The sequence below is a fragment of the Psychromarinibacter halotolerans genome, from assembly GCF_029168315.1.
In the GTDB taxonomy this organism is placed as follows: domain Bacteria; phylum Pseudomonadota; class Alphaproteobacteria; order Rhodobacterales; family Rhodobacteraceae; genus Psychromarinibacter; species Psychromarinibacter halotolerans.
Genome location: NZ_JARGYD010000002.1, coordinates 415355 through 441046 on the forward strand (window position 1 = coordinate 415355; position 25692 = coordinate 441046).

The 25692-nt window shown below is 64.3% G+C and carries 26 protein-coding genes; 14 read left to right on the forward strand and 12 right to left on the reverse strand.

What is annotated here, in order from left to right; all coding sequences use genetic code 11:
* Positions 1-18: 18 nt before the first annotated feature.
* The 8 genes from P1K30_RS06910 (at position 19) to P1K30_RS06945 (ending at position 5839) form a co-directional block, all read left to right on the forward strand.
* Complete coding sequence (locus P1K30_RS06910; RefSeq protein ID WP_275631959.1) at positions 19-792, forward strand: SDR family oxidoreductase; 774 nt, start codon at positions 19-21, stop codon at positions 790-792.
* A 218-nt stretch (positions 793-1010) separates the two neighbouring features.
* Positions 1011-1622, forward strand: coding sequence for a ribonuclease D (locus P1K30_RS06915; protein ID WP_275631960.1), 612 nt, complete (start codon positions 1011-1013; stop codon positions 1620-1622).
* A gap of 21 nt (positions 1623-1643) precedes the next feature.
* Entirely contained in the window at positions 1644-2603 is a 960-nt protein-coding gene (locus tag P1K30_RS06920; RefSeq protein ID WP_275631961.1) for a KpsF/GutQ family sugar-phosphate isomerase, read from the forward strand.
* Positions 2604-2606: 3 nt separating this feature from the next.
* Positions 2607-3215, forward strand: a complete 609-nt coding sequence (gene lptC / locus P1K30_RS06925) for an LPS export ABC transporter periplasmic protein LptC (protein WP_275631962.1) — start codon at positions 2607-2609, stop codon at positions 3213-3215.
* Positions 3216-3222: 7 nt separating this feature from the next.
* A complete protein-coding gene (gene lptA, locus P1K30_RS06930; protein ID WP_275631963.1) occupies positions 3223-3726 on the forward strand; it encodes a lipopolysaccharide transport periplasmic protein LptA in 504 nt (167 codons plus the stop codon).
* Positions 3726-4487 carry an LPS export ABC transporter ATP-binding protein gene (gene lptB, locus P1K30_RS06935; RefSeq protein WP_275631964.1) on the forward strand — a complete coding sequence of 254 codons (762 nt, stop codon included), beginning with the start codon at positions 3726-3728 and terminating at the stop codon, positions 4485-4487. Before lptA ends, lptB begins: the two co-directional genes overlap by 1 nt.
* A gap of 267 nt (positions 4488-4754) precedes the next feature.
* Positions 4755-5330 (forward strand): ribosome hibernation-promoting factor, HPF/YfiA family, encoded by a 576-nt coding sequence (hpf, locus tag P1K30_RS06940; RefSeq protein ID WP_275631965.1) that lies wholly within the window; start codon positions 4755-4757, stop codon positions 5328-5330.
* 44 nt (positions 5331-5374) lie between these two features.
* Positions 5375-5839, forward strand: a complete 465-nt coding sequence (locus P1K30_RS06945; RefSeq protein WP_275631966.1) for a PTS sugar transporter subunit IIA — start codon at positions 5375-5377, stop codon at positions 5837-5839.
* 16 nt (positions 5840-5855) lie between these two features.
* Here the strand turns inward: P1K30_RS06945 and P1K30_RS06950 are convergent, their stop codons facing one another.
* From P1K30_RS06950 to cysQ, 9 genes are all read right to left on the reverse strand, one after another.
* Positions 5856-7286 (reverse strand): sulfotransferase domain-containing protein, encoded by a 1431-nt coding sequence (locus tag P1K30_RS06950; protein WP_275631967.1) that lies wholly within the window; start codon positions 7284-7286, stop codon positions 5856-5858.
* 4 nt (positions 7287-7290) lie between these two features.
* Positions 7291-8991 carry a DUF5927 domain-containing protein gene (locus P1K30_RS06955; protein ID WP_275631968.1) on the reverse strand — a complete coding sequence of 567 codons (1701 nt, stop codon included), beginning with the start codon at positions 8989-8991 and terminating at the stop codon, positions 7291-7293.
* Positions 8988-9986, reverse strand: coding sequence for a glycosyltransferase family 2 protein (locus P1K30_RS06960; protein ID WP_275631969.1), 999 nt, complete (start codon positions 9984-9986; stop codon positions 8988-8990). The genes P1K30_RS06955 and P1K30_RS06960 overlap by 4 nt, the downstream gene beginning before the upstream one ends.
* Positions 9987-10042: 56 nt before the next feature.
* Entirely contained in the window at positions 10043-11257 is a 1215-nt protein-coding gene (locus tag P1K30_RS06965) for a glycosyltransferase family 4 protein (RefSeq protein WP_275631970.1), read from the reverse strand.
* 67 nt (positions 11258-11324) lie between these two features.
* The gene (galE, locus tag P1K30_RS06970; RefSeq protein ID WP_275631971.1) at positions 11325-12308 is read right to left on the reverse strand and encodes a UDP-glucose 4-epimerase GalE; all 984 of its coding nucleotides are present in this window, start codon (positions 12306-12308) and stop codon (positions 11325-11327) included.
* Positions 12309-12329: 21 nt separating this feature from the next.
* The gene (locus tag P1K30_RS06975) at positions 12330-13226 is read right to left on the reverse strand and encodes a UTP--glucose-1-phosphate uridylyltransferase (protein WP_275631972.1); all 897 of its coding nucleotides are present in this window, start codon (positions 13224-13226) and stop codon (positions 12330-12332) included.
* 134 nt (positions 13227-13360) lie between these two features.
* Complete coding sequence (locus P1K30_RS06980) at positions 13361-14593, reverse strand: glycosyltransferase (RefSeq protein ID WP_275631973.1); 1233 nt, start codon at positions 14591-14593, stop codon at positions 13361-13363.
* Complete coding sequence (locus P1K30_RS06985; protein WP_275631974.1) at positions 14590-15390, reverse strand: 3-deoxy-manno-octulosonate cytidylyltransferase; 801 nt, start codon at positions 15388-15390, stop codon at positions 14590-14592. The genes P1K30_RS06980 and P1K30_RS06985 overlap by 4 nt, the downstream gene beginning before the upstream one ends.
* Positions 15387-16187 carry a 3'(2'),5'-bisphosphate nucleotidase CysQ gene (gene cysQ / locus P1K30_RS06990; protein WP_275631975.1) on the reverse strand — a complete coding sequence of 267 codons (801 nt, stop codon included), beginning with the start codon at positions 16185-16187 and terminating at the stop codon, positions 15387-15389. The genes P1K30_RS06985 and cysQ overlap by 4 nt, the downstream gene beginning before the upstream one ends.
* Before the next feature lie 143 nt (positions 16188-16330).
* Here cysQ and P1K30_RS06995 point away from each other — a divergent pair, with 143 nt between their 5' ends.
* Together P1K30_RS06995 and P1K30_RS07000 are read left to right on the forward strand one after the other, a co-directional pair.
* Positions 16331-17152, forward strand: a complete 822-nt coding sequence (locus P1K30_RS06995; protein WP_275631976.1) for an ABC transporter permease — start codon at positions 16331-16333, stop codon at positions 17150-17152.
* A gap of 97 nt (positions 17153-17249) precedes the next feature.
* Entirely contained in the window at positions 17250-17807 is a 558-nt protein-coding gene (locus tag P1K30_RS07000) for a hypothetical protein (protein WP_275631977.1), read from the forward strand.
* Positions 17808-17831: 24 nt separating this feature from the next.
* Here the strand turns inward: P1K30_RS07000 and P1K30_RS07005 are convergent, their stop codons facing one another.
* Positions 17832-18440, reverse strand: a complete 609-nt coding sequence (locus P1K30_RS07005; protein ID WP_275631978.1) for an alpha-ketoglutarate-dependent dioxygenase AlkB family protein — start codon at positions 18438-18440, stop codon at positions 17832-17834.
* Positions 18441-18629: 189 nt separating this feature from the next.
* On the opposite strand from P1K30_RS07005, the gene dnaK reads away from it, so the two are divergent.
* The 3 genes from dnaK (at position 18630) to P1K30_RS07020 (ending at position 22462) form a co-directional block, all read left to right on the forward strand.
* A complete protein-coding gene (gene dnaK, locus P1K30_RS07010) occupies positions 18630-20552 on the forward strand; it encodes a molecular chaperone DnaK (protein WP_275631979.1) in 1923 nt (640 codons plus the stop codon).
* 72 nt (positions 20553-20624) lie between these two features.
* The gene (gene dnaJ / locus P1K30_RS07015) at positions 20625-21776 is read left to right on the forward strand and encodes a molecular chaperone DnaJ (RefSeq protein WP_275631980.1); all 1152 of its coding nucleotides are present in this window, start codon (positions 20625-20627) and stop codon (positions 21774-21776) included.
* A gap of 74 nt (positions 21777-21850) precedes the next feature.
* The gene (locus P1K30_RS07020; RefSeq protein ID WP_275631981.1) at positions 21851-22462 is read left to right on the forward strand and encodes a DedA family protein; all 612 of its coding nucleotides are present in this window, start codon (positions 21851-21853) and stop codon (positions 22460-22462) included.
* Here P1K30_RS07020 and P1K30_RS07025 read toward each other — a convergent pair.
* Positions 22459-23211 (reverse strand): SDR family oxidoreductase, encoded by a 753-nt coding sequence (locus P1K30_RS07025; RefSeq protein WP_275631982.1) that lies wholly within the window; start codon positions 23209-23211, stop codon positions 22459-22461. The two genes, P1K30_RS07020 and P1K30_RS07025, sit on opposite strands and share 4 nt — an antisense overlap.
* A 167-nt stretch (positions 23212-23378) precedes the next feature.
* Between P1K30_RS07025 and radC the strand changes: the two genes are divergently transcribed.
* Entirely contained in the window at positions 23379-24128 is a 750-nt protein-coding gene (gene radC, locus P1K30_RS07030) for a RadC family protein (protein WP_379560107.1), read from the forward strand.
* Here the strand turns inward: radC and P1K30_RS07035 are convergent.
* Positions 24119-25684 (reverse strand): phosphate ABC transporter substrate-binding/OmpA family protein, encoded by a 1566-nt coding sequence (locus P1K30_RS07035; protein ID WP_275631984.1) that lies wholly within the window; start codon positions 25682-25684, stop codon positions 24119-24121. The two genes, radC and P1K30_RS07035, sit on opposite strands and share 10 nt — an antisense overlap.
* Between the last annotated feature and the right edge of the window lie 8 nt (positions 25685-25692).

Genomic DNA, 25692 nt, shown 5'->3' on the forward strand with positions numbered 1-25692 from the left:
GGGCGGGGAGGAGACATCATGAAGATCGGAACCGCGCTGTTCGACCTGACCGGCCAGCGCGCGCTTGTCACTGGATCAAGCCAAGGCATCGGCTTTGCGCTGGCCCGCGGGCTGGCCGAGGCGGGCGCCGAGGTCGTGCTGAACGGCCGCGACCCGAACAAGCTGGGCGATGCCGCCGAAACGCTGCGGAACGACGGCCACGCCCCGCACGAACTGCCCTTCGACGTCACCGACCACGACGCGGTCCGCCGCGCCATAGACGGCTTCGAATCCCACACCGGACCCATCGACATCCTTGTGAACAACGCAGGAATGCAGCACCGCGGTCCGCTTGAAGAGTTCCCTTCCGACCGGTTCGAGGCCCTGCTGCAGACCAACGTCGCCAGCGTCTTCCATGCCGGTCAGGCCGCCGCGCGCCATATGATCGCCCGCGGACGCGGCCGCATCATCAACATCGCCAGCGTCCAGTCGGCGCTGGCCCGCCCCGGTATCGCACCCTACACGGCGACCAAGGGCGCGGTCGCCAACCTGACCAAGGGCATGGCCACCGACTGGGCCCGGCACGGCCTGACCTGCAACGCCATCGCGCCGGGCTATTTCGACACCCCTCTGAACGCCGCGCTGGTGGCCGACCCCGACTTCAGCGCGTGGCTGGAGAAGCGCACGCCCGCCGGGCGCTGGGGCCGGGTCGAGGAACTGACCGGCGCCTGCATCTTCCTTGCCTCGGACGCGGCCAGCTTCGTCAACGGTCACGTCCTGTATGTCGACGGCGGGATCACGGCATCGTTGTAGGGGGCTCTGCCCCCGTCACGCCATGCGTGACTCCCCCGGGATATTTCCGGACCAAAGAAGTCGGGAGCGCCATCTGCTTCTTTGGTCCGAAAATATCCCGGGGAGCGCGAGGGGCTGGCCCCTCGCCGCGCGGCGGCAGCGATGTGCGACACGTTTACAGCCCGCTCGGAAAGGCCTATTCGCCTTGCGAAACGCCAGCGAGACGCGCGGAGCCATTGATGACGAACCACCTGTATCAGAACGACCTGCCCGACGGGCTGGACCTTGGCCCCGTCGTGGCCATCGATTGCGAGACGATGGGTCTGAACCCGCATCGGGACCGGCTGTGCGTGGTCCAGATGTCGAGCGGCGACGGGGACGCGCATCTGGTGCAGGTCGAGAAGGGCCAGACCAGCGCGCCGAACCTTGCGCGGATGCTGGAAGATCCGAACGTCCTGAAGCTGTTCCATTTCGGCCGTTTCGACATCGCCGCGATGTACAACGCCTTCGGGGCGCTGGCGGCGCCGGTCTATTGCACCAAGATCGCCAGCAAGCTGATCCGCACCTACACCGACCGGCACGGGCTGAAGAACCTGCTGCAGGAATTGCTGGACGTCGACATCTCGAAGCACCAGCAGATGAGCGACTGGGGCGCGGCCGAGTTGACCAAGGCGCAGCTGGACTATGCCGCGTCGGACGTACTGTACCTGCATGCCCTGCGCGAGAAGCTGAACGGTCGGCTGGAGCGCGAGGGGCGGATGGACATGGCGCAGGCCTGTTTCGACTTTCTGCCCACCCGCGCGCGGCTGGATCTTGCCGGGTGGCCTGAAATCGACATCTTCGCGCACTAGATAGGGCGGATGCCGCACCGCATGGACAAGACCACCTTCCTGAGCACCGGACGCCGGGTGATCGGCCGCGAAGCCGACGCGCTTCGGTTGCTGTCCGATGCGCTGGACGACGGGTTTGCCGACGCGGTCGAGACGATCCTGACCGCGCCGGGACGGGTGATCGTGTCCGGCATGGGCAAGTCCGGCCACGTCGCCCGCAAGATCGCCGCGACCTTCGCGTCGACCGGCACCCCGGCGCAGTTCGTGCACCCGGCCGAGGCCAGCCACGGCGACCTTGGCATGATCGCGCGGGGCGACGTCGTGCTGGTTCTGTCGAACTCGGGCGAAACGCCGGAACTGGCCGATCTGATCGCCTATACCCGCCGGTTCGGGATCGCGCTGATCGGCGTGGCCAGCCGCGCCGACAGCACGCTGATGCGGCAGTGCGACGTGCAACTGGTGTTGCCACCCGCCGAGGAAGCCTGCGAGACCGGCGTGGTTCCCACGACCTCGACCACCATGACGCTTGCGCTGGGCGACGCGCTGGCCATCGCGCTGATGCAGCACCGGCGCTTCACGCCCGAGAACTTTCGCGAGTTCCACCCGGGCGGCAAGCTGGGCGCACGGCTGACGAAGGTCCGCGACCTGATGCACGCGGACATGCCGCTTGTCGCGGGCGACACCGCGATGGGCGAGGCGCTGATCGAGATGAGCCGCAAGGGCTTTGGCGTCATCGGTGTGACCGACGCGGACGGCGCGCTGGCCGGGATCATCACCGACGGCGACCTTCGCCGCCACATGGCCGGGCTGCTGGACCACGTCGCGTCGGACGTGATGACGGTGGGGCCCCGCACCATCGCGCCGGATGCGCTGGCCGAAACGGCTGTGGCCGAGATGAACGGCGCGCGCATCACCTCGTTGTTCGTGGTTGAGCCCGAAGGCAGCCCGAACGCGGTCGGGCTGCTGCACCTGCACGACTGCCTGCGTGCGGGCGTGGGCTGAGCCATGCGCGCCTACGACAACGCCTATTCCCGTATTGTATCGTGGCTGAAGGTGCTGCTGCCGCTTCTGGCGCTGGCGATCCTGTCGACCCTGTTCCTTGTCGCCCGCACCATCGACCCGGCGCAGGACATCCCGTTTTCCGACATCGACATCGACGAGTTGATGAACGAGCCGCGCATCGGCGGGCCGACCTTTTCCGGCATGACCGAAGGCGGCGCCGCGTTCAGCCTGTCGGCCGACCGGGCGGTGCCGGACCCCCAGAACACCGGGCGGCTGTCGGGCAGCGACGTGCGCGCCGCCATCGATCTGCCCGAAGGCATCCGGGTCGACGTCGTTTCGGACACCGCAGAGATCGACAACGACGCCCGAACCGCCGGGATGACCGGGGACGTGAAGATCGAATCCTCGAACGGGCTGACGCTCGAATCCGGCGACCTGACCATCGACTTCGACGCCTTGCGCTTGTGGACCGACAGCGCCGTGACTCTGACCGCGCCGGACATGACGCTGGACGCCGGTCATGCCGAACTGGTGAGCGAAGGTGACGGATCGGGCCCTTACGTGCTGGTTTTCAAGGGTGGCGTGAAGCTGCTATACGATCCGAAACAATGAGGCCCAGATGATTTCGGCACAGCGACTTATTGCAGCCCTCTGGGCGGTCACCCTTCTTGCGGCCGCGCCCGCGTTCGGTCAGGCCACGGTGCGCCTTGGGGTCGAAAACCACGACAGCGCGCAGCCGGTCGAGATCACCTCGGAAGAACTGTCGCTGAACCAGCAGGGCGGCACGGCCACCTTCACCGGCGGTGTCATCGTCGGGCAGGGCGACGTCGTGATGACCTGCGAGCGGATGGTCGTGGAATACGGGTCCGGTGACGAGGGCGGGAACGAAATCCGCGTGATCCGCATGTTCGGCGGTGTGACCTTCGCGGGCCCGACCGAAGCCGCCGAAGCGGAAGAGGCCGTCTATACGCTGTCGGAAGACACCATCGTGCTGACGGGGAACGTGCTGGTCACGCAGGGGGCCACGGCGCTGTCGTCGGACCGCCTGACCTATAATCTGGCGTCCGGCGCCGGGCAGATGGAAGGCCGGGTGAAGACGATCCTGAACCCGGGCAACAACTGATGGATTCGGTGTCCCCGTTCAGCGTGACGGAAGGTGCGCCCGGTCTGCGGGTGGTGAACCTGCGCAAAAGCTATCGCAAGAAGACGGTGATCCGCGACGTCAGTCTGGAGCTTGGACGGGGCGAGGTTGTCGCGCTGCTTGGGCCGAACGGGTCGGGCAAGACCACCAGCTTCTACGCCATCGCGGGCCTGATCAGCCCCGAGGGCGGGCAGGTTCTGATCGACGGGCGCGACGTCACCTATCTGCCGATGTACCGCCGCGCCAAGCTGGGCATCGGCTATCTTCCGCAGGAAGTTTCGATCTTCCGCGGCCTGACGGTCGAAGACAACATTCTGGCGATTCTCGAGATTTCGATACCCAACCGGAAACGCAGACAGGACCGGCTGGAAGAGCTTCTGTCCGAATTCTCGATCACACATATCCGCCGCGCCAGCGCCCTTTCTCTATCAGGAGGCGAGCGGCGGCGGGTCGAGATCGCGCGATGTTTGGCCGCTGATCCGAAGTATCTGCTGTTGGACGAGCCTTTCGCAGGGGTCGATCCGATCGCCGTGGGCGAGATTCGCGGGCTGGTGGCCGACCTGAAAACGCGCGGTATCGGCGTGCTGATCACCGACCACAACGTGCGGGAAACGCTGGAAATCGTGGACCGCGCCTATATCCTGCACGACGGCAAGGTCCTGATGAGCGGCACCACCGACGAGGTCGTGCGGGACGAAAACGTGCGCCGCGTCTACCTTGGCCAATCCTTCCGCATCACCTGACCGAATGCGTCGAAATGTCCGTTCATTTCGCGCATTTCCCGCGCTCGGCGCATTCTGGCCTGTTGACTTGAAGGCCGATGCGGGCGCCAATAGATGTAATGCGTGACTCAGGATTTCCCCTTCTTGCAGGGGCTTACGCGCCCCGCACGGAAGACGCCCGGCTTCGCCGGAAGCGACGGACGATGCAATTCGCACATCATCCCTGCCATCTGGAACCGCGCGCGACTGGCGCGTGCGGTCTGATGGCCATTTAGTCGAGGAGGTACCATGCGTTACCAGATCACCGGAAAACAGATCGACATCGGCGAGGCGCTGCAGACACACGTGCAGAACGAGCTGGGCACGATCGTCGACAAGTATTCGCAGCGACCGACCGACGCGCAGGTGATTTTCTCGAAAAGCGGGCACGAATACGTCTGCGAAACCGTGGTGCATCTTTCGACCGGCCTGACCGCTCAGGCTAGCGACCGGGCGAACGAGATTTACGCTGCGTTCGAGGGGTGCGCTGAAAAGATGGACAAGCAGCTGCGCCGTTACAAGCGCCGGTTGAAAGACCATCACAAGGACCGCGCACAGCCTGTTGAACTATTTGAGGCAAGTTCGTATATCCTCGCCGCAACGGAAGACGAGCACAGCGAAGAGCCCGAAAGCCTGCAACCGATCATCGTCGCCGAGATGCAGACGAAGATCCCCTCGCTCTCTGTCGGGGAAGCGGTGATGCAGATGGAACTGGCAGGCGCACCGGTGCTGGTGTTCAAGAACGAAGGGAACTCCGGGGTCAACGTCGTTTACCGCCGGGATGATGGGAACATAGGCTGGATCGATCCTGCCAACGCAAAGTAGCGACGGATCGGCGCGACGGCCTGCAACAGGCAATCTAGAGGTTCATGGAACTTTCGAGCATTCTGCAGCCGGAAGCGGTTCGGGTTTTGAACAGCCTGACCAGCAAAAAGCGCCTGTTCCATGAACTGGGCGAGATTGCTGCGTCGGTCTATCACCTGCCGCAATCCGGGACCGTCGAAAGCCTGATGGAGCGCGAGTCGCTTGGACCTACCGGCGTGGGGCACGGCATTGCCTTGCCCCATGCCCGCCTTGAAGGTCTGGATCAGGTGCGTGGCGTGTTCCTGCGGATCGAGAAGCCGTTGGATTTCGATTCCGTCGACCGTCAGCCGGTCGACTTGGTGTTCGCACTGCTGGCGCCGTCCGCATCGGGCGTCGACCACCTGCGCGCGCTGGCTTTGGTGTCGCGCACCCTGCGTGACCCGGACATCTGCGCCAAGCTGCGCGCGAACGAGGACCCCGCGACCCTGCACGCGGTCCTGACCGAGCTTCCGACCAGCGAAGCCGCCTGACGCCTTACGGGGCTGTTCAGCCCCGCTGCCAGGCGCGAAACCCGTACATCATGTAATCCCGCTGATAGGCCGCGCGCACTTCAGCCTCGATCTCGTCGTCGTAATAGGCGGCAAGGGGGACTGGCGCGTCGTCGAAGAAGGGCGGGGGCGCGGGGGCGTCGAGGCCGACCTGTGCCGCAAGCTGGGCCAAACCCTCGGGCAGGGTGTCTTCGCGCAGGATCATGTCGGGCAGCTGCACCTCTGCCATGCCGCGCAGGATCTCGAACTGCGAGGCCCACGCCTCGTCCACCCGGATGCTGGTCTGACCGCCAAGGTTGCCCGCGATGAACTGAGCAAAGCCAAGGAAGGCAGCGTGCTGCGCCTTCGCGTCGTAATCCCGGCCCGGGCCATCCTTCGGCAACGGGACGCCGTAGTGGGTGCGCAGCGTCTCGCGGATCTCGTGGAAGACACGGGGGCCCTCCACCGGCAGGATATGGCGCGCGAAGGCGGCGTGCAGGCGCAGCACCGGGTGGCGCAGCACGGTGAACACGCGGTGGCCCTTGTGCTGCCGTTTCCACTGCCGAAGCGATTTCTGGAAGAAGCCGGTCAGCAGTTGCTCGGGCTCTGCCCCGTCCAGCGCGGCCAGCCACGGCAGCACCTGCGCCTCGGGGCCGCTGGGGATCGGCTGGTACATCAGCGGCGCCTTCACGGCGGCGACGTAAGACGGCACCGCGCGGCTGCGGCGCGGTTCGAAGTTTGGCGTGCGATTCAGGTCGAACCTGTCCAGCCGCGCCAGCGCCGCCTGCATGTCGTCAAAGTTGGCGACCTTGTCCTGCAGGGGCTGCGGGTTTTGCACCTTGGTCGCCTTCGACGTCCGCCGTTTCTGATGATCGACGCCAAGGAACCGCGCGAGACCGTCGAGCACGTCAAGATCCTGCAGATCCTCGTAGGCGATGTAGAACGCCGTTTGCCCACTGGTCTGTAGCCCGTGCAGCAGGGTCAGCTGGAACGCCTGCAACCGCTCGACATGGGCGACGAAATCCTCGGTGTCGAACTGGGCCTGCGCGGTCTTGGCCTTCTTCATGTCGCCCAGCCGCCACTGTCCGGTGGCCTGCGCGATCTTGTAGGACACATAGCTGTCGACCGGGTTGCGGGTCAGGATCACCTTGGCGCAGCGCGGGTCGGCCAGCGCGTGGGACAGAATGCGCGGGTCGTGGTCGTGGAAGAAACGGAATCCGGCCAGACCCTCTGTCCGCTCGCGGATGCGGGTCAGCAGGCGCAGCGGGTCTTCTTCGCGCTCGGCCATGGACACGTCCATGTACGAGAACCGGTCCGCCTTGCCGATGAAATGCGGATTGAACAGCTCTCCGTGGCAGGTCAGGCCGGGATAGTCGTTGATGTTCTCTTCAAGAAAGTTCGAGCCGGTCCGCATTTCGGCGAACACGATGAAATAGTCGAACTGCGCCATCGGGTCACTTCTTCACAAGGTAGGGTTTGCGCGGACTGGCCTGTGCCTGCCCCTGCCGGTCGCTGGCGGGGAAGTCGCCCATCAGGTGCGGCTGCATCCCTTGGTTCTTCAGGTTCTGCAGGAAGTGGCCAAAGCCCTGCAGGTCGACCATGCGCGGCGCTTCGGTCAGGCGGCGCGGGTGTCGCACGCCGATTTCGTCGATGATGGTCTGCAGCGGCTCCATCGGGCTTTCGACGAAATCCGCCATCGACCAGATCCGCACACGTGCCTTGGTGTGAGGCGAGCGCAGGACATGCAGGTGTTCCGCCTCGATCTTCTGAAGGCGTGCGGCCTCGCGCCGGATGTCCTTGAAGTTCAGGTTCGAGTGGAACAACGGCACCGCCCACGCCCCGGTGATCACCGAGATCTGCGCGTTGCTGTCCGTCGCCATGAACCATGCGGGTTCCTGATTGTCGCGGGGGCCGAACTGGAAGCACTGCCGCTCGCCGCGCGTGTTCCAGATCAGGTTGGTCAGGAAGGCCACCGGGTTGTAATCCCGCAGCGCGGCGCTGTCGGATAGCGCGCCCGCATAGATCCGCTGCCGCGAGGAAAAATGCACCCGCCCCGGCGCGAACAACGGCCCGTGGACCCGGGCGCCGACCATCTTGCCCAGCCACCCCTCGAAATCGTCGAACAGGTCGGCGAAGCCTTCGAACACGGAAAAGGGCGCGCAGGTCTTGCCGTTCTCCCAGTCCGGATTGGGAAAGCGCGACTGCATGTACAGCCCGGCGCGTCCCCGCGTCCGGCGTTCCACCGCCTTGGCGAAGATACGGTCGATCTTGCCAGGGTTGGGTTCCGCCAGCGACGGCGCATCTTCGCCGGTGGCAAGGAACGCATCGTACAGCCGGTTCGCCCGGGGCCAGATCTTGCGCGCGACAAAGCAGTTGGACCGCCGCAAAAGCTGCAGATGGTCGTCGTAGAAGATGTGCGGCTTGCCCTGAAAATCGAACTTGGACAGCGTGAGCGACCGGCTTTCCACCATGTTCGAATACAGGCGGACAAGCGTCTGGTAATAGCTTTCGTCCGGAATCCATACGCGCTTGAAGTATCGCTCGTACACGGCGCGGTCCGGGTCTTCCAGAATTGCGGACAGCGTCTGACGGGTCAGGCACCACCACTGGCTGCCAAGGTGCGGTTCCAGCCCCTGCGGCACGCGGCGGCGATAGCCGAACCGGCGCTGTAGCCGGACGTAGCTGTCGAACAGCTTGCGCTGCTTCTTCCAAGAGAACGGAAACCGAAGGGTAAACCGTTCAAGGCTGAGGCCGCCGACCGTCCACGGCACGTCCTCGGTCGTGACGGACTCGATGAAATTGGTGTGCGGGCGATCCGCAAGGTATCGCTGCAATTCCTCGATCGGGCGCAGCGGCAGGCAAGACCCCGAGGCAAGGTAGACATGCGTCACGTCCGGAAATTCCGCCAGCATCTGTTCCGATGCGGTCTGTGACGCGGCCACCAAGGACCACGTCCCCCACTCGCACCGGTGCCGTTTCGAGAACCGGACATTGTCCAGCTTCGACAGCGCCTTCACGAACGCTTGGTAGGCTGGCTGCGGCACCTTGCGGTCGACGTGGATCACCACCGGACAGCCGCCCGCGGACCAATGCCGCGCGACCTGTTCGGCACGGTCGAACGCGTTGTGGACCAGCATGACGACGCCGACCGTCATGCCCAGTTCCCCTTGGACATCAGTCCCAGAATCTCTAGCTGGCGCCAGTTGATGTAGCGTTCGGACCACTTGCACCACAGGTCCGGGTTGTCCTGCAGCCTGTCGTGATAGGCGCGGTATTCGTGGCTGTTGGCATAGTGCTGCCGGCGTTTCAGTTCCTCGGCCGACTTCTGGCTGAAGGTGTCCAGAAACTTCGCATGCAGCAGGATGCCTGACGCCTTCTCGCCGCCCCACTCGTCATAGACGGCATTCAGCCCGCGCGGCAGCAGCATGTGGGTCGAGCTGACGTAGGCATAGTGCCGGTGCCACTTGACCAGCGGGATCTTGTTCAGCGCGGGTGCCCGTTCGGGTTTATCGGGGAAGAACGCCCGCGCACGCGGGCCGCCCTGTATCCAGAGGTTGCCGAACCTGTGGTTGCGCATCGTCGTGTAGTTGCCGCTGTCGAACCAGTTCGCGATCTCGAACGGGTCCTGCCCCGAGTTGTAGGGGAAAGCGTCGATCGGGCCCTTGGGGTACATATCCAGCAGCATGGCCGAGAACGACCGGATCGACGACGCGTCCAGCCAGTCGGTCAGCGCGCGGATCGGGCGGGTGTCGCAGAACGGATAGACAAGGAATTCGTCCGGATCGACCGTCAGACACCAGTGGCCGTGCCCGTACTGCCATTGCAGCCAGTTCAGCCAATCGACCCCGAAACGCGACCGCTTGTAGCTGGCGCCGGTGCTCCACAACGACACGTCGGGCTGGTCGGCCAGGTATTCGCGGCTGCCGTCGTCGGACCCGTTGTCGACCATCACGAAGTGATCGACGCCAAGCCGGCGGTAATACTTCAGGAAGTATTCCAGCCGTACCTTTTCATTGCGAAGCGTGGTGAAGGCGACGATGTCGTCGGGCCGGATGTCGGACGTGCGCTTTGCCACCTCTGACAGCTCGCGCCGTTTACGGAACGCGCGGATCCGCCAGCGTTTGCGCTGCAGCCGCAGTCGATATGACATCCAGGCGCCCACTCAAATCCCTCCGACAGGATCTTGGCCCGATCATATCCCCGGTATCACGAGACGTTTAATATTCGATTGAAATGCGCATCCCATGCGGGAAGCTTCAATGCCGCGTCTGCCTTGTCGTGATCCGCCCGACCGTGCCCTGCCAGTTCTATTACTGTTTTTTTCCACAGATACACATCGTCGGGTGGCAGGTAAACGACCTTATCCCCAAGCAGCTCGCGGATCACGGGCAGGTCACTACAGACGACCGGCACGCCCAACGCCGCGGCTTCCAGCGGCGGAAGGCCGTAACCCTCTGCCATACTTGGGAAAAGCAAGCCATTGGACTGTTTTAGCAGCGCAGCGACCGCGGCGTCGTCAAGGTCCGGCCGTTCTATGACACGACCGTTCACCGCGGCAATCTTGTCCAGCCGACTGAACACTTGTTCACTCCGCCAGCCACGGCGTCCCGCGATCAGAAGATAGGGCGCGTCCGGGCCAAGCGCGTCCCAGACATCCAGCAGCAGAGCGTGGTTCTTGCGCGGCTCGATCGTGCCCAGCGCGACGAAGAACGGCTTGGTTAGGGACAGGTCCGCCGGGATATGCGCCGGATCCGGCCGGGCGGCGTCGATCCCCAAGGGCGCGACCAGCGTTCGCGGCGCACCGCCCAGCGCCGCCATCCAGCGTGCTACATCGGCCTTCGTCGCCTCTGCCGTGCAGATCACCACGTCGGCATGGGCGGCGGTGCGGGCCAGTTTTTCGCGGAAGCTGAAGACGGTGCCGGGACGCTGGAACTGCGGATGGTCCAGCGGGATCGTGTCATGTATCAGCACGGCAATCCGCGCATCGGGCAGCGCCCGCCATGCCGCCAACGTGTCATCGGCAAGATTGGAATGCCCGGTGTTGAAATAGACTGTGCCCGGCGGCAGCTCTGCCAGCAGCGCCCGCCCCAGCGCACCGTGCCGACAGCGGGCAACGGCCCGGCGGCGCAGGTCGGCTTCGGCCCGACGCTTCATCGGGTGGGCCCGCAGCGACAGTCGGCCCAGCAGATCAGACTTGCCCCATTGCGCGCGCCCCTCGAACCGGTCCAGCGCAGCCCGCGCGCCGTCTTCATCCAGCAGCAGAAACCCGAACCGCGTTCGGACCAACGCATACAGCGGCTGTGGCGCGCGCAGCAGGTGGCGCAGATAGGCCAGTTCGACCCGGTCGATGCCGGTCAGCGGGCCGCGCCCCTGTCGGGATACAAGTCTGGTCAGGTCAAGACAGCGGGCGGGCGGCGGCATGGCGGCTACTTCGGATGGCGATGCGAAAGCCTAGCGCAGCGGCACCGGTCCGGGAATGCCGCGCAGGCTACTTGTCGTAATGGCCGTTCTGGTGCCAACGCCATGCATCGGTGATCATGGTTTTCAGCGTCGAACGGTGCGGCGTCCAGCCCAGTTCGGCCTTGGCGCGGGTGCTGCCCGACACCAGCTTTACGCAGTCGCCGGGACGCCGGTCGCCGGTTTCATAGGGCACGTCCCGGTTGGTCACCTCGCGGCTGTGGTCGATCACCTCCAGCACGGAAAACCCCGAGCCGGTGCCAAGGTTGAACACGCGCGATCCCTTGCCGTCTTCCAGCCATTTCAGACCCGAAACGTGGGCATCGACCAGATCCATGACGTGCACATAGTCTCTGACACAGGTTCCGTCGGGCGTGTCGTAATCGGTGCCGAACACGGTCAGCGCGGGACGCTTGCCGTCGATGGCATCCAGCATCAGCGGGATCAGGTGGGTTTCGGGCTGGTGGAACTCGCCCACCTCGCCGTCGGGGTCGGCACCCGCGACGTTGAAGTAACGGAAGATCACCGAACGCAAACCGTGGCTTTCGCCGAAGTTGGCAAGGATATCCTCGACCGCGCGCTTCGAGGCGCCATAGGCGTTGATCGGGTGCTGCGGCGTCGTCTCGTCCAGCAACACGCCGTCCTGATCGCCATAGGTGGCGCAAGTCGATGAGAACACGAAATCAAGACACCCGGCGGCGACTGCGGCCTCGACCAGCGTCAGCGAGCCCAGGACGTTGTTACGCCAGTACATCCCCGGCTCGCGCATGGACTCGCCGACCTGGCTGAGGGCGGCGAAGTGCATGACGGCGATGGGTTGATACTGGGCGAAGACTCGATCCAGCGCGGCGCGGTCTGTCAGGTCGCCCTGTTCCAGCGGGCCGAACTTCACGGCGTCCGACCAGCCGGTACAGAGATTGTCGAACGTGACGGGTACATAGCCAGCGGCGGCCAGCGCCTTGCAGGCATGAGAGCCGATATAGCCGGCACCGCCCGTGACAAGAACATGCTTCATCGGGCGGTGTCCGTCTTTGGTTTACTGGGCTGCCTTGGGCAGGGCGACCATGTGCTTCAGGTACTCGCCGAATTCGTCCTTCAGCTCGTCCCGGGCAAGGCCGAAGGCGACGGTGGCCTGCAGGAAACCGGCCTTGGACCCGCAGTCGAACCGCTGGCCGCGGAAGCGGTAGCCATAGACGCCCGGATCGGAATCGATCTGCGCCGCGATGGCATCGGTCAGCTGGATCTCGCCGCCAGCACCCTTCTGCTTCATCGACAGGTTGTTCAGAACCTTGTTGTTCAGGATGTAGCGGCCGATCACAGCAAGGTTCGACGGCGCTTTGCCGTCTTCGGGCTTCTCGACCATGCCCTTCACCTTGACCATCGAGCCCATATCTTCCTGAACGTCCAGCACGCCGTAGGCTTTCGCCTTCTCGGGCGGAACCTCCATCGCGGCGACCATGCAGCCACCGGTTTCCTCGTAGGCTTCGGTCATCTGCTGAAGACAGGGCTTCTCGGCGGCGATGACGTCATCGGGCAGCAGAACCGCGAAGGGCTCGTCGGGCGCGATCAGGCGGTTGGCGCACCACACGGCGTGGCCAAGGCCCAGCGCCTTGTGCTGCCGGACATAGGCGATGGCGCCGGAATCCATGTTGGTCGTTTCCAGCACGTCCAGAAGGTCGGTCTTGCCCTTCTTCTTCAGCGAGGACTCGAGCTCGGGCGCGTGGTCGAAGTAATCCTCAAGCGCGTTCTTGCCGCGCGAGGTTACGAAGATGAACTCTTTGATGCCGGCGGCCCGGGCCTCGTCGATCGCATATTGGATCAGCGGGCGGTCCACCAACGTCATGATTTCCTTGGGAATCGATTTCGTCGCGGGGAGAAAGCGGGTCCCCATGCCTGCGACCGGAAATACGGCCTTGGTTACTTTGCGAGACATAACCTCACCTCGAATTGTTGTAGTGGTTGCCTAGCACGGGTGTGCCGGGATGTCTTGGCACATGATGGCGCGGCAACGCCGGATTTCGAGCGCCAAAGCGGAAAATGACGCGCGTCCGCAAAAAAATGCCAGCATCAGGCCACAATCCGAACATCAGCGGTTCGATCACGCTCTCTCTGCAGGCGATTCGTGAAATTTATTGGTCGAAAGTTGGGATCGGACCGTTTCGATTTTCCGAACAATCCACCGGACTGTTCCCAAAATCCCTCATCGCGGAAACGCACACGATGACGTAGAGTCGTAAGCCCGAACAGGTACAGAGTCGTCCGCGCGCCGTCGCGGACCGATTCCATCGCGGCACGGCGACGGGCGGCGGCGGACCACGGTCGGCCCGACAGCGTTCTGGTCTCGGTAAAGCGTGTTCGCGGCGCGAGCGCTGTGAAAGCGCGCGTGGGATGCGGAAGCGGCGAAAGCACAGGCAACGGTCTGGCGCGACCCTCGGCAAAGCCCGCTTCAAGCGTCTTCAGCAGCCGGGCCACGTCGCGCGGCTCGCAGGTTCCGGCCACCATGTGCCGCAGCAGTCGGGCGCGCTGGTCGCGGCGCATTTCGTCCAGCACCGGATCATGGGCAAGGTCCGGCGCGTGGCGGCGCAGGAACACCATCTGGCTGGCACCGATTTCGGTCAGGCTGCGCGGCATCCGGTCGGCCCGGCGATAGGCCGAGGGCGCGACGCCGTGGTGAACCTGAGCCAGCGGAACGATCGCGGTGCGATGACCCAGCGCAGCAAGGCGCAGGTTCACGTCGGTCTCGTCGAGATAGAAACGGTAGGACGGATCGAAACCGCCGATCCGGCGCAGCACCTCGGCGCGGAAGGCGCAGTTTGTGCCTTCCGTCTTGATCCCCTGCCCCGGAGATCCGGCAAAAACCTGTGGCGCGGTTCCAGACAGCGGCAGCGGCGCGTGCGCGCCGGTCCGGTCCACCCGCCGCCCAAGCTGCTGGAAGGTGATGCCATTGCGCCCGATGACGTACCCGCCAGCGGCCATGACGGTGGGGTCCGAAAACGCAGCGGTCAGGTGATCCAGCCACGTCGGTTCCGGCACCGCGTCATCGTCGATGAAGGCAACAAGGTCTCCGGCCGCAAGGCCAAGCCCGACGTTGCGCGCGGCGGAGATATTGGGCGTGTCGAATTCTGCCATGACGACACGTTGGCCAAACCCGGCGTCGCGAAGGGCGGACAGCCCGACGGAATCGGCGACGACGATGACCTCGAACGCGGGATGAGACAGCTGTTCGATGCCGGTCAGGCAGCGAGTCAGGAAATCGGGACGGTTGCGGCTGACGACGATGACACTCGCCGTCGCCGTCATTCCACGCCCATCGCCTTCAGCATGGCCTCGATCCGCGCGACGTCGCTGGGGTTGTTCAACTCCCAGAACTTGTGACCGCGCGCCTCGACCTGAACGCACAGCATCGGGTGTTCGTGTTCAAGGAACCGAAGCTGTTCCAGCCCTTCAAGCTGTTCCAGCGGACCCATCTTCAGCAGCGGATAGGACGCCAGCGCGGACGGCTTGTAGGCATAGACACCGACGTGGTGGAACACAGGGGTCGGATCGTCATCGCCGTAGTCTTCGGACGTGTAGGGGATGACCTCTTTCGAGAAGTACAGCGCCCGGCGGTCGCGCGTGAACACGGCGGTGGTGCCACCGACGCGGCCTTCCTTGCGGTCGGACAGGAAATCCTTCAGCGCGCGGCCATCGCACCGCAGAACCGGAGTCGCGACCTCGGCCGTGGGATGCTTGTCGAGCTGGCTGACCAGCTCTTCGATGAACCAAGGCGGCGTCAGCGGCGCGTCGCCCTGCAGGTTCACGATGATGTCGTAGCCACCGCCCAGCACCGACAGCGCCTCGGAACAGCGTTCGGTGCCATTGCGCGCCTTGTCGGACGTCAGCACCACCTCGGCGCCAAAGCCCTCGGCGGCTTCGCGCACGCGGTCGTCATCGGTGGCCACGACCACGCGGTCCGCGCTTTTGACCGCCATGCCGGCTTCCCACGTCCGCTGGATCAGGCTGCGGGACTGACCCGTGGCGCCGCGCAGGCCGACCAGCGGCTTGCCGGGGTAGCGCGTCGAGGGATAGCGCGCGGGGATGACGATCAGGACCTTCATTCAGCCGCCTTCAGGTCGACGCCGGGAGCGTAAGCAATGAAGAACGGGTTGGCGAAACCGTCCTTGCCGTAGGTGAACACGCTGTGGTCGTCGAACCGCACCACCTTGCCGCCCGCGCCGCGCAGAACGGCGTCGCCAGCGGCGGTGTCCCATTCCATCGTGCGGCCCAGACGCGGGTACAGGTCGGCCTCGCCGGTGGCGACAAGGCAGAACTTCAGCGACGAGCCAGCCGAGGTCATGTCCTTCACGCCGTACTTGCCGATGTAATCGTCGGTCGCCTGATCGCGGTGCGACTTCGAGGCGACGACCATCAGGGCCGAATTGTCCGGGTTAGAGACGTTCAGCGGCGTCACCGGACCCGGCGTTTCCTTGTCGAACGCGCCGGTTTCTTCCACGGTGGTGCCGTCGGCGAGGGTGTAGAACAGCCGCTCTTTCGCGGGGGCATAGACGACGCCCCGCACCGGCACGCCGTCTTCGACGAAGGCGATATTGACGGTGAAATCGCCCCGGCGCTGGACGAATTCCTTGGTGCCGTCTAGCGGGTCGACGATCAGGAAGGTCGAAACGTTCTGTCCGTGCGACGCCGCCTGTTCTTCCGTCACCAGCGCCACGTCGGGAAACGCCGCGCGCAGCCCGGCCGAGATCAGCGCGTCGGCTTTTTCGTCCGCCTCGGTGACCGGGCTTTCGTCGGATTTCGACCGCACCTCGAAGTCGTCGGAATGGTAGATCTCGAGGATGGCATCCCCGGCCTCAAGCGCCAGGCGCCGGATCAGGGGTACGAGCTTGTCGAAGTCCAAGGGCCTCTCCTTCGCTGCACTGCCGGCAGCTTGCGATTGATAAACAACTCGGCGCCTCTTATGCTTCTCCAACAACGGAACGGCAACAATTCCCTGCAAAAATGACCGGGAAAGCGCCGTCAGGCAGGCAGCGGAAGGCCGGGATGTTCCAGCAGCGACCAAGGCAGACGACGCTTCAGTCGGCGATCGCCATTGTCGAGCTGATCTATCACGCCACCGTCCGCAACATCCGCAAAAGCCACGGCAACGCGGTGGTCGGCCTGCTGATGTCGATCATGCAGACGGTGATCTTGGTCGCGGTGTTTTGGGTGATGTTCGCCATCCTCGGCCTGCGTGGCAACGCGATCCGGGGCGATTTCCTGCTGTATATCATGTCGGGGATCTTCCTGTTCCTGACCCACAACAAGGCGGTCAGCGCGGTTCTGGGGTCCGAAGGGCCCACATCCCCGATGATGCAGCATGGGCCGATGAACACGACCATCGCCATCGCGTCGGCGGCGATCGGGACGCTGTACATCCAGACGCTTGCGCTGGTGGTGGTGCTGTTCGTCTACCACGTTGCCTTTACCCGCATCGACATCCTGCATCCCGTCGCCGCTTACGGCATGGTGCTGTTGTCGTGGTTCTCGGGGTGCGCCGTGGGGCTGGTGTTTCTGGCGATGAAGCCGTGGGCGCCGAACTTCGTGAACATCGGGTCGCAGATCTATACCCGCGCCAACATGGTGGCGTCGGGCAAGATGTTCGTCGCCAACACGATGCCGACCTACATGCTGGCGATGTTCGACTGGAACCCGCTGTTTCACTGCATCGATCAGGCGCGGGGGTTCGTTTTCCTGAACTACAACCCGCACTACAGCAGCGTGACCTATCCGATCATCCTGTCGCTGGTCCTGATCATGATCGGCATGATGGGCGAGTTCTATACACGCAAACACGCATCCCGTAGCTGGGGCGCCGGCAAGTAACCGCGCGCCTTTTCCTGCATCCAAGCTACACGTTTACGGGCGCGCTGGGCGGGGAATACAGTCTCTGTTATTCGGGTTGGCCCTCGGGAGATGGGCGATGTTCACGGAATACCGTATCGACCGGAGTTCCCGCATCACCTGGGTCTGCCGGAACTGGGATGAAAGCACGACGCGCAACGGCGCGACGCGGCTGACCTCGGCCAGCGTGATCGGGCGGCGTCTGTGGGACTTCGTGTCCGGACGGGACACGCGCGAGTATCTCGAGGCGCTTTTCCACTGGTCGCGTGGGCACGATGTTCCGCTGCACATCGCTTACCGATGCGACATGCCCGACGAAGAACGGTACTATCGCATGTCGGTTTGCAGCACCGGGCCGGACGAGGTTGGGGTATCGCACCGGCTGCTGCAACGGATCGCCGCGCCGGACCCGCCGCAGTTCAGCTCTCATGATGGACAGGAAAGTTCGGCCCGCTGCTCTGTCTGTTGCCGCTACAAGATCGGCGATACGTGGGTCGACCCGTATCGCACCGGCCAGCACATGCGGATGTCCGGGCCCTTCACCGTGTGTGGCGAGTGTCGAAACACCGCGCTGGAAACGATCCGTCTTAGCCTGTCCGCCGATATATCGAAGCGGCAAGGACCGCACAGTCCCTGACCGCGTGCAAATCGGTCGTTGGGTTCAGTCGACGACGCGAAGTGTCAGGTTCAGCCGCCCTTCCGCGTCCAGCAGAGTAGAGGTCCCCGGCCGGATGCGATCGACGCCGTGATAGGTCAGCCGCGCCGCGTCCCCCATCACCACGACATCGCCGGACCCAAGCCAGATGGATTCCGTCTTGCCGCCACGGCTGTCGTTGCCGATCCGGAACAGCCCGTCATCGCCCAAAGAGATCGACACGACGGGGAACGAAAAGTCGGCCTCGTCCTTGTCCTGATGCATCCCCATGCGCGCGCCGGGCGGGTAGAAATTGACCAAGCAGCAGTCCGGCTGGCGCTCCAGCCCCGTCACTTTGCGCCACAAATCCAGCACGCTTTCGGGGATCGCGGGCCATGCCACGCCGGACGGATGCTGCGGCACGTACCGGTATCCTTTCCGGTCCGAGAACCAGCCGTATTTGCCGGCAGAGGTCATGCGAACCGACATCGGTTTTCCATAGGGCGTCATGGGCGAAAACAGCGGTGCGGCAGCCACCACGCGGCGGATGTCCGTCGCCATGCCGGATTGCGCGGGGCCGTCGAGAAACCCCTTGAAAATCCTGAATCCCCGAACTGTCAGCGGTGTATCGGTCACTTCATCACGTAACTGTCAAAAACCGTCATTTTAAAGCGGCGGACTCGCTTGCAGCGTATTTCCCCCCTCCCTATATACGCCGAGAAGCCGCAACGGGTAGGCCAAACACTCTTTGCAATTCATGGGATAGGGGCACGGTGCCTCATAGGGCCGAGCCCCGCAACATCGCCGAAAGAGAGGATCTTGAGCATGGCTAAAGTCATCGGTATCGACCTCGGGACGACCAACAGCTGCGTCGCCATCATGGACGGTTCGCAACCCCGAGTGATCGAAAACGCCGAAGGCGCACGGACGACGCCGTCCATTGTCGGTTTCACCGACGACGAGCGCCTTGTCGGTCAGTCCGCCAAACGGCAGGCTGTCACGAACCCCACCAACACCGTCTTCGCGGTCAAGCGCCTTGTGGGCCGCCGCGTAAGCGACGCCGAAGTCGAGAAAGACAAAAATCTCGTACCGTACAACATCGTTGACGGCGGCAACGGCGACGCGTGGGTCCAGGTGAAGGGCGAGAACTACTCGCCGTCGCAGATCTCTGCCTTCATCCTTGGGAAAATGAAAGAAACCGCCGAGAACTATCTTGGCGAGGAAGTGACGCAGGCGGTCATCACCGTTCCCGCGTACTTCAACGACCAACAGCGTCAGGCCACGAAAGACGCCGGCAAGATCGCCGGTCTCGAAGTGCTGCGCATCATCAACGAGCCGACCGCGGCCGCGCTGGCCTATGGCCTCGACAAGAAAGAGTCGAAGACGATCGCCGTCTACGACCTTGGCGGCGGTACGTTCGACATCACCATTCTGGAAATCGACGACGGCCTGTTCGAGGTGAAGTCCACGAACGGCGACACGTTCCTGGGCGGTGAAGACTTCGACATGCGCATCGTGAACTACCTCGCCGAGGAGTTCAAAAAAGAGAACGGCGTCGATCTGACCAAGGACAAGATGGCCCTGCAGCGTCTGAAGGAAGCTGCCGAGAAGGCCAAGATCGAACTGTCCTCCGCCAGCCAGACCGAGATCAACCAGCCGTTCATCTCGATGGGCTCGGACGGTGCGCCGCTGCACATGGTCATGAAGCTGACCCGCGCCAAGCTGGAAAGCCTTGTCAACGACCTGATCAAGAACTCGATCAAGCCGTGCCAAGCCGCGCTGAAAGATGCCGGTCTGACAACGTCGGACATCGACGAGGTCGTGCTGGTCGGCGGTCAGACCCGGATGCCGAAAGTCATCGAGGAAGTGACCAAGTTCTTCGGGAAAGAGCCCCACAAGGGCGTGAACCCGGACGAGGTCGTCGCGATGGGTGCCGCCATTCAGGCCGGCGTGCTGCAGGGTGACGTGAAAGACGTCGTGCTGCTGGACGTGACCCCGCTGTCGCTGGGCATCGAGACGCTGGGTGGCGTGTTCACCCGCCTGATCGACCGCAACACCACGATCCCGACCAAGAAGTCGCAGATCTTCTCGACCGCCGAGGACAACCAGAACGCGGTGACCATCCGCGTGTTCCAAGGCGAACGGGAAATGGCGGCGGACAACAAGCTTCTGGGTCAGTTCAACCTTGAAGACATCCCGCCCGCTCCGCGTGGCCTGCCCCAGATCGAGGTGACCTTCGACATCGATGCCAACGGCATCGTCCACGTCGGTGCCAAGGACAAAGGCACCAACAAAGAGCAGAAGATCACGATCCAGGCGTCGGGCGGTCTGTCGGACGACGAGATCGAGAACATGGTCCGCGACGCCGAGGCGAATGCCGAGGCGGACAAAGGTCGCCGCGAGCTGGTCGAAGCCAAGAACCAGGCCGAAAGCCTTATCCACTCGACCGAGAAGTCGATGGAAGAGCATTCGGACAAGGTGGATCCGACCACGATCGAAGCCATCGAACTGGCCATCGCCAACCTCAAGGAACAGCTTGAGACGGAAGATGCCGGCAAGATCAAAGGCGGCATCCAGAACGTCACCGAGGCCGCGATGAAGCTGGGCGAGGCCATCTACAAGGCCGAGCAAGCGAAGGCCGAAGGCGGTGACGCCGGTTCCGATGAAGGCGAAGAGCCGCGCGGCGTCGACGACGACATCGTCGATGCGGACTTCGAGGACCTCGACGACAACAAGCGCGCTTCGTAAGCGTCGCCAGATGCGCTTGGACCGGCCTCGACAAAACCGGGGCCGGTCTTTGCGTTAGGAGAGAACATCTAAATGGCAAAACGTGACTTTTACGATGTTCTCGGCGTCCAGAAGGGTGCGACGGCTGAAGAGCTGAAGAAAGCCTATCGCAAGAAGGCCAAGGAACTTCACCCCGACCGTAACCACGACAATCCGGATGCCGAGTCCCAGTTCAAAGAAGTGAACGAGGCGTACGACGCCCTGAAGGATCCGCAGAAGAAAGCAGCCTATGACCGCTTCGGTCACGCGGCTTTCGATGGCGGCATGGGTGGCGGGCCTCGTCCCGGCGGCGGTGCCGGGCAGGGCGACTTCGCCAGCGCCTTCTCGGATGTGTTCGACGATCTGTTCGGCGACTTCATGGGCGGCCGCGGCGGCGGTGCGGGCGGACGTCAGCGCGCCACGCGCGGCTCTGACCTGCGGTACAACCTGCGCGTCACGCTCGAAGAGGCGCATCAGGGCCTGCAAAAGACCATCAAGGTCCCGACCTCTGTGCAGTGTTCGACCTGCACCGGCACCGGGGCCGAAGGTGGCGCCGAACCCACAGCCTGTCCGACCTGTTCGGGCATGGGCAAGGTCCGCGCGCAGCAGGGCTTTTTCACCGTGGAACGGACCTGTCCGACCTGCGGCGGCATCGGCCAGATCATCAAGAACCCCTGCCGTGCCTGCGGCGGGTCCGGCCGGGTCGAGAAAGACCGTTCGCTGTCGGTCAACATCCCGGCGGGAGTCGAAACCGGCACCCGCATCCGTCTTGCCGGCGAAGGCGAGGCGGGTCTGCGCGGCGGGCCGACGGGCGATCTGTACATCTTCATCGAGGTGGAAGAGCACGCGCTGTTCCAACGCGACGGACAAAGCCTGTTCTGCCTTGTCCCGGTGTCGATGACGGCCGCCGCGCTGGGCGGTGACATCGAGGTTCCGACGATAGACGGTGGCCGCAGCCGGGTGAAGATCCCGGCGGGGTCGCAATCGGGTCGCCAAATGCGTCTGCGCGGCAAGGGTATGCCCGCGCTGCGCGGCGGTGGCGTCGGCGATATGTTCATCGAACTGGCCGTCGAGACGCCGGTGAACCTGACCTCGCGCCAGAAAGAGCTTTTGAAAGAGTTCGAGAAACTGGGCGAGGACAACAACCCCGAGTCCTCGAGCTTCTTCACCAAGGTGAAAAGCTTTTGGGACAGCATGAAAAGCTGACCTTGCGTCGAACGGAACAGCGAAACGTCGCCCCGGGTTGATCCCCGGGGCGATTTTGTTTTCGGGAGAAACACTTGTTCGATTGGATCACTGGCATAATCGACGCGATGGGCGGCTTTGGCGTGGGGCTTTTGATGTTCCTCGAGAACGTGTTCCCGCCGATCCCCTCTGAACTGATCATGCCGCTGGCCGGGTTCAACGCGGCGCGGGGCGACATGTCGTTGCCCATCGTGATCTTCTGGGGCACGGTCGGCACCCTTGCAGGCGCATGGATGTGGTACTGGATCGGTCGGACCTATGGCAAAAGTCGCCTGCGTCGCCTGACCGAACGCCACGGCCGCTGGCTTTCGATCGCACCCGAGGAACTTGACCGCGCCGGCGACTGGTTCAGCCGCCACGAAGGCCGCGCCGTGATTATCGGGCGGCTGATCCCCGCGATCCGAACGCTGATCTCGGTACCTGCCGGGATCGAACGGATGTCGCAGGGCCGGTTCCTGTTGCTCAGCGCCATCGGCAGCTTCTTATGGACCACCCTGCTGGCGATGCTGGGGTACTGGCTGGAAAGCGGCTATGACCTTGTCGCGGCGTGGCTCGACCCGGTTTCGACCGGCGTCGTCATCGGGCTGATCGCGGTCTACGTCTGGCGGGTCGCCACCTTCGACCGGCGGCAGGCGAAGCGGGACTAGGTCTTGCAGACCGAATTGCCGCCGTCGGCGTATAGCGACGTGCCGGTGACGAAAGACCCGCGATCCGAGATCAGGAACAGAGCGGCTTCCGCGATCTCTTCCGGCGCAGCCATCCGTTTCAGCGCATGCAAGCCCCGGACGAACTCGTGAAAGCCTGCATCGTCGCCGGCCATCTCGGTCAGTGTGCCGCCCGGCATCAGCGTGTTCGCTCGCAGACCCTGCGCGCCGTGCTCGACAGCCAGAACCTGCGCCAGCCCGACCAACCCTGCCTTGGCGGCTGCATAGGCGCCCATGCCCGGCAGGCCGACGGTCTGCCCGACGAAGGACGACGTGAATACAACCGAGCCACCACCGCTTTCGAGGATCGCAGGAACCTGATGCCGGGCACCGTAGAAGGCGCTTGTCAGGTTCGTTTCCATCACCGCGTTCCAGTCCTCGACCGAAAGCTTGGGGATTGGCAGCGCCGGGCCGGTGATGCCAGCGTTGTTCAGCGCGCCGTGAAGGGCGCCGAAACGGTCCATGGCAAGGTCCACCAGCGCATGGGCGAAAGCTTCGTCGCGGACGTCGCCCGCAAGATGGGCGACGTTGCCACCGCTGGCGGCGATCTCGGCGGCGATGTCGCGCAGGCGGGTTTCCCGGCGCGCGCCGATGACGACGTTCGCGCCTTCGCGCGCAAAGAGACGAGCACATGCCGCGCCAATGCCCGAGGAGGCGCCGGTGACGATAACGGTCTTGTTGGATAGGGTCATGGGAAGGCTCCGTGGTTGATGGACCTTCTGTGCCGGGCATGACCCCGCCGGGCGATCCGTTTCCTGCGCCATGCGGACGACGGTGGCCCGGATGCGCAGGAAACGGATCGCGCACCTTAACCTGCCATTAACCGAAGCGAGGCAACGCTGCGGTCATGAGCAACGACATGGCCGAAGCCCCCCTGCCCTTGTTCGCCGGTGCCGAGGATGAGGCCCCGGAAACACCCGTGCGGCCCGGGCGGCTGCCGTCATACATCAAGGACCACCGCAAACGCCTGCGCGCCCGGTTCATGGAGGGCGGCGCAGCGGCGATGCCGGATTATGAATTGTTGGAACTGATCCTGTTCCGCGCCATCGAACGGCAGGACGTCAAACCGCTGGCGCGGCAACTGATCGACACCTTCGGCGACTTCAACCGCGTGCTGTCCGCCGATCCTGCCCGACTGACCGCCGTCAGCGGCGTTGGCGACGCGGTGGTGCGGGAACTGAAACTGGTCGAAGCGGCGGCGCACCGGCTGGCGCGGTCGAAGGTGCTGCAGCGGCCCGTCATTTCCAGTTGGGACGCGGTTCTGGACTATTGTCACACCACGATGGCGCACCGGGAAACGGAACAGTTCCGCGTGCTGTACCTTGACCGCAAGAACGTGCTGATCGCGGACGAGGCGCAGGCGCAGGGCACCGTCGATCACGTCCCCGTCTACCCGCGAGAGGTGGTGAAGCGCGCGCTGGAGCTGAATGCCAGCGCGCTGATCCTTGTGCACAACCACCCGTCCGGCGATCCCAGCCCGTCGCAGCAGGACATCGACATGACCCGCCAGATCGAGGCTGCGGCGCAGGCGCTGGGGCTGACCCTGCACGACCACCTGATCGTCGGCAAATCGGCCGAGCTTAGCTTTCGCGCCGAAGGCTATCTTTGAGCCGTCCAGACCTCGACCCGGCGGTTGACCTGCCGCCCCCATTCCTCGTCGTCGCATGCCATCGGCATCGCCTCTCCGAAGCCCTCGACCGAGATCGTAAGCCGGTCGCGGTCGGCGGTCGGCGCGGCCTTCAGCACGGCATCGCGCACCCCTTCCGCCCGCCGCGTGGCAAGGCGCACGTTGCCGTCGGCCGGTCCTTCGCTGTCAGAGAAGCCAACAAAGATCAGCGGGCGGTCGTCGAACGCCCCGGATTCGATCTGCTGGGCAAGGATCTCGACGTTCGACCGCGACTGCGGGTCAAGCTGCGCGCCGCCCGGCTCGAACCGGAACCCAAGCGTCAGCCGTTCGGTCCCGTCCATCGCCATCACCAACCGCTGCAATTCCTCCAGCGGCACTTCGTCCCCGGCCTCGGCTATGGCGTTCACCAGCCGCAGCCCCTGCTCGGCCACCGGCACGTTGTACAGACGCAGATCGACGAAGCCCGAGCGCGCGACGACAAGCTGCGCGGCGGGGGAACGGACGAAGGCGAGGAACTCGCGCGTCAAAAGCGGCATCCGGCGCACCGGGGTGTACAGGAACAGGGGCAGCGTCAGGGGATAATCCTCGGTCTTGACCGTCAGGTCGTCGAGGACAGAGACCATGCCGCATTTGCCATACAGCTCCAGCACCTGCGCGTTGCCGGTCTGGGAATAGGGCGCGACACCAATGGCCAGCGGATCACCAGCGACGGCATCGGCCAGCGCGGCGTTGTCGGTGTGGCGGATCGTGGCCGCCGCGGGCGACAGGTCGCGCGGGGTCAGCAGCCGGTCGGCGAACGCCTGCGACAGGCCCGAGCGTTCGCCGCGCATGTGCACGAAGATCGGCGCGTCGGGTCCGCCCAGCGCCGACCAGTTGGTCAGTTCTCCGGCGAAGATGCGGGCGATCTGGTCCAGCGTCAGACCCTTCATCGGGTTGTCCGCCGACACGATCACGGCCATCGCATCCAGCGCAAGGATGCGGCTGCGGCGCGGGTCCGACAGGTCGCCCAACCCGGCCTCTTGCGCCAGCGTGATCTCTGTCTCGTTCGCGGGGCGGGTGGACAGGACAAGGTCCGTTTCGTTCGCCAGAAGGTCGGCAAAGCCTTCTTCCGTCGAAGTCACGCGAAACCCGATCTCGGCGGCCAAGGCGCCGGTGCCAAGGTCGGTCAGAACATAATCGAAATGGGTGTCGTCCACGATGCGCCGTTCGACGCCATAGCCCGAGCGCGCGGCGAAGGCTTCGACCAGCGAAGGCATCAGAACCTCGCCCATCGTGCGAGCGCCAGAGAAGGTGAACCGCGCGACGAAGGCCGTCAGGTCGGGACAGCCCGGACCTTCGCAGACCACGCCGCTGCCATCGAGCGTCAGGACGCCGTAAACAGTGTCTACGCGGTAGAATTCGCCGTCATACCCCAGCAGGTCGCCGGTCACCTCGACGCTGCCATCGCGGGACGTCAGGGTAACGTCATCGGCGCGTGCGGCACCGCCAAGACTCCATAGAAACAGTGCGGCAAGGACTGCCGCACGTCGATAGCTCATGTCCGATT

What these genes read in the sequence shown, in the direction of transcription:
- P1K30_RS06910 (WP_275631959.1), top strand. Translation starts at nt 19, where the DNA reads ATGAAGATCGGAACCGCGCTGTTCGACCTGACCGGCCAGCGCGCGCTT.
- P1K30_RS06915 (WP_275631960.1), top strand. Translation starts at nt 1,011, where the DNA reads ATGACGAACCACCTGTATCAGAACGACCTGCCCGACGGGCTGGACCTT.
- P1K30_RS06920 (WP_275631961.1), top strand. Translation starts at nt 1,644, where the DNA reads ATGGACAAGACCACCTTCCTGAGCACCGGACGCCGGGTGATCGGCCGC.
- lptC (WP_275631962.1), top strand. Translation starts at nt 2,607, where the DNA reads ATGCGCGCCTACGACAACGCCTATTCCCGTATTGTATCGTGGCTGAAG.
- lptA (WP_275631963.1), top strand. Translation starts at nt 3,223, where the DNA reads ATGATTTCGGCACAGCGACTTATTGCAGCCCTCTGGGCGGTCACCCTT.
- lptB (WP_275631964.1), top strand. Translation starts at nt 3,726, where the DNA reads ATGGATTCGGTGTCCCCGTTCAGCGTGACGGAAGGTGCGCCCGGTCTG.
- hpf (WP_275631965.1), top strand. Translation starts at nt 4,755, where the DNA reads ATGCGTTACCAGATCACCGGAAAACAGATCGACATCGGCGAGGCGCTG.
- P1K30_RS06945 (WP_275631966.1), top strand. Translation starts at nt 5,375, where the DNA reads ATGGAACTTTCGAGCATTCTGCAGCCGGAAGCGGTTCGGGTTTTGAAC.
- P1K30_RS06950 (WP_275631967.1), bottom strand. Translation starts at nt 7,286, where the DNA reads ATGGCGCAGTTCGACTATTTCATCGTGTTCGCCGAAATGCGGACCGGC.
- P1K30_RS06955 (WP_275631968.1), bottom strand. Translation starts at nt 8,991, where the DNA reads ATGACGGTCGGCGTCGTCATGCTGGTCCACAACGCGTTCGACCGTGCC.
- P1K30_RS06960 (WP_275631969.1), bottom strand. Translation starts at nt 9,986, where the DNA reads ATGTCATATCGACTGCGGCTGCAGCGCAAACGCTGGCGGATCCGCGCG.
- P1K30_RS06965 (WP_275631970.1), bottom strand. Translation starts at nt 11,257, where the DNA reads ATGCCGCCGCCCGCCCGCTGTCTTGACCTGACCAGACTTGTATCCCGA.
- galE (WP_275631971.1), bottom strand. Translation starts at nt 12,308, where the DNA reads ATGAAGCATGTTCTTGTCACGGGCGGTGCCGGCTATATCGGCTCTCAT.
- P1K30_RS06975 (WP_275631972.1), bottom strand. Translation starts at nt 13,226, where the DNA reads ATGTCTCGCAAAGTAACCAAGGCCGTATTTCCGGTCGCAGGCATGGGG.
- P1K30_RS06980 (WP_275631973.1), bottom strand. Translation starts at nt 14,593, where the DNA reads ATGACGGCGACGGCGAGTGTCATCGTCGTCAGCCGCAACCGTCCCGAT.
- P1K30_RS06985 (WP_275631974.1), bottom strand. Translation starts at nt 15,390, where the DNA reads ATGAAGGTCCTGATCGTCATCCCCGCGCGCTATCCCTCGACGCGCTAC.
- P1K30_RS06995 (WP_275631976.1), top strand. Translation starts at nt 16,331, where the DNA reads ATGTTCCAGCAGCGACCAAGGCAGACGACGCTTCAGTCGGCGATCGCC.
- P1K30_RS07000 (WP_275631977.1), top strand. Translation starts at nt 17,250, where the DNA reads ATGTTCACGGAATACCGTATCGACCGGAGTTCCCGCATCACCTGGGTC.
- dnaK (WP_275631979.1), top strand. Translation starts at nt 18,630, where the DNA reads ATGGCTAAAGTCATCGGTATCGACCTCGGGACGACCAACAGCTGCGTC.
- dnaJ (WP_275631980.1), top strand. Translation starts at nt 20,625, where the DNA reads ATGGCAAAACGTGACTTTTACGATGTTCTCGGCGTCCAGAAGGGTGCG.
- P1K30_RS07025 (WP_275631982.1), bottom strand. Translation starts at nt 23,211, where the DNA reads ATGACCCTATCCAACAAGACCGTTATCGTCACCGGCGCCTCCTCGGGC.
- radC (WP_379560107.1), top strand. Translation starts at nt 23,379, where the DNA reads ATGGCCGAAGCCCCCCTGCCCTTGTTCGCCGGTGCCGAGGATGAGGCC.
- P1K30_RS07035 (WP_275631984.1), bottom strand. Translation starts at nt 25,684, where the DNA reads ATGAGCTATCGACGTGCGGCAGTCCTTGCCGCACTGTTTCTATGGAGT.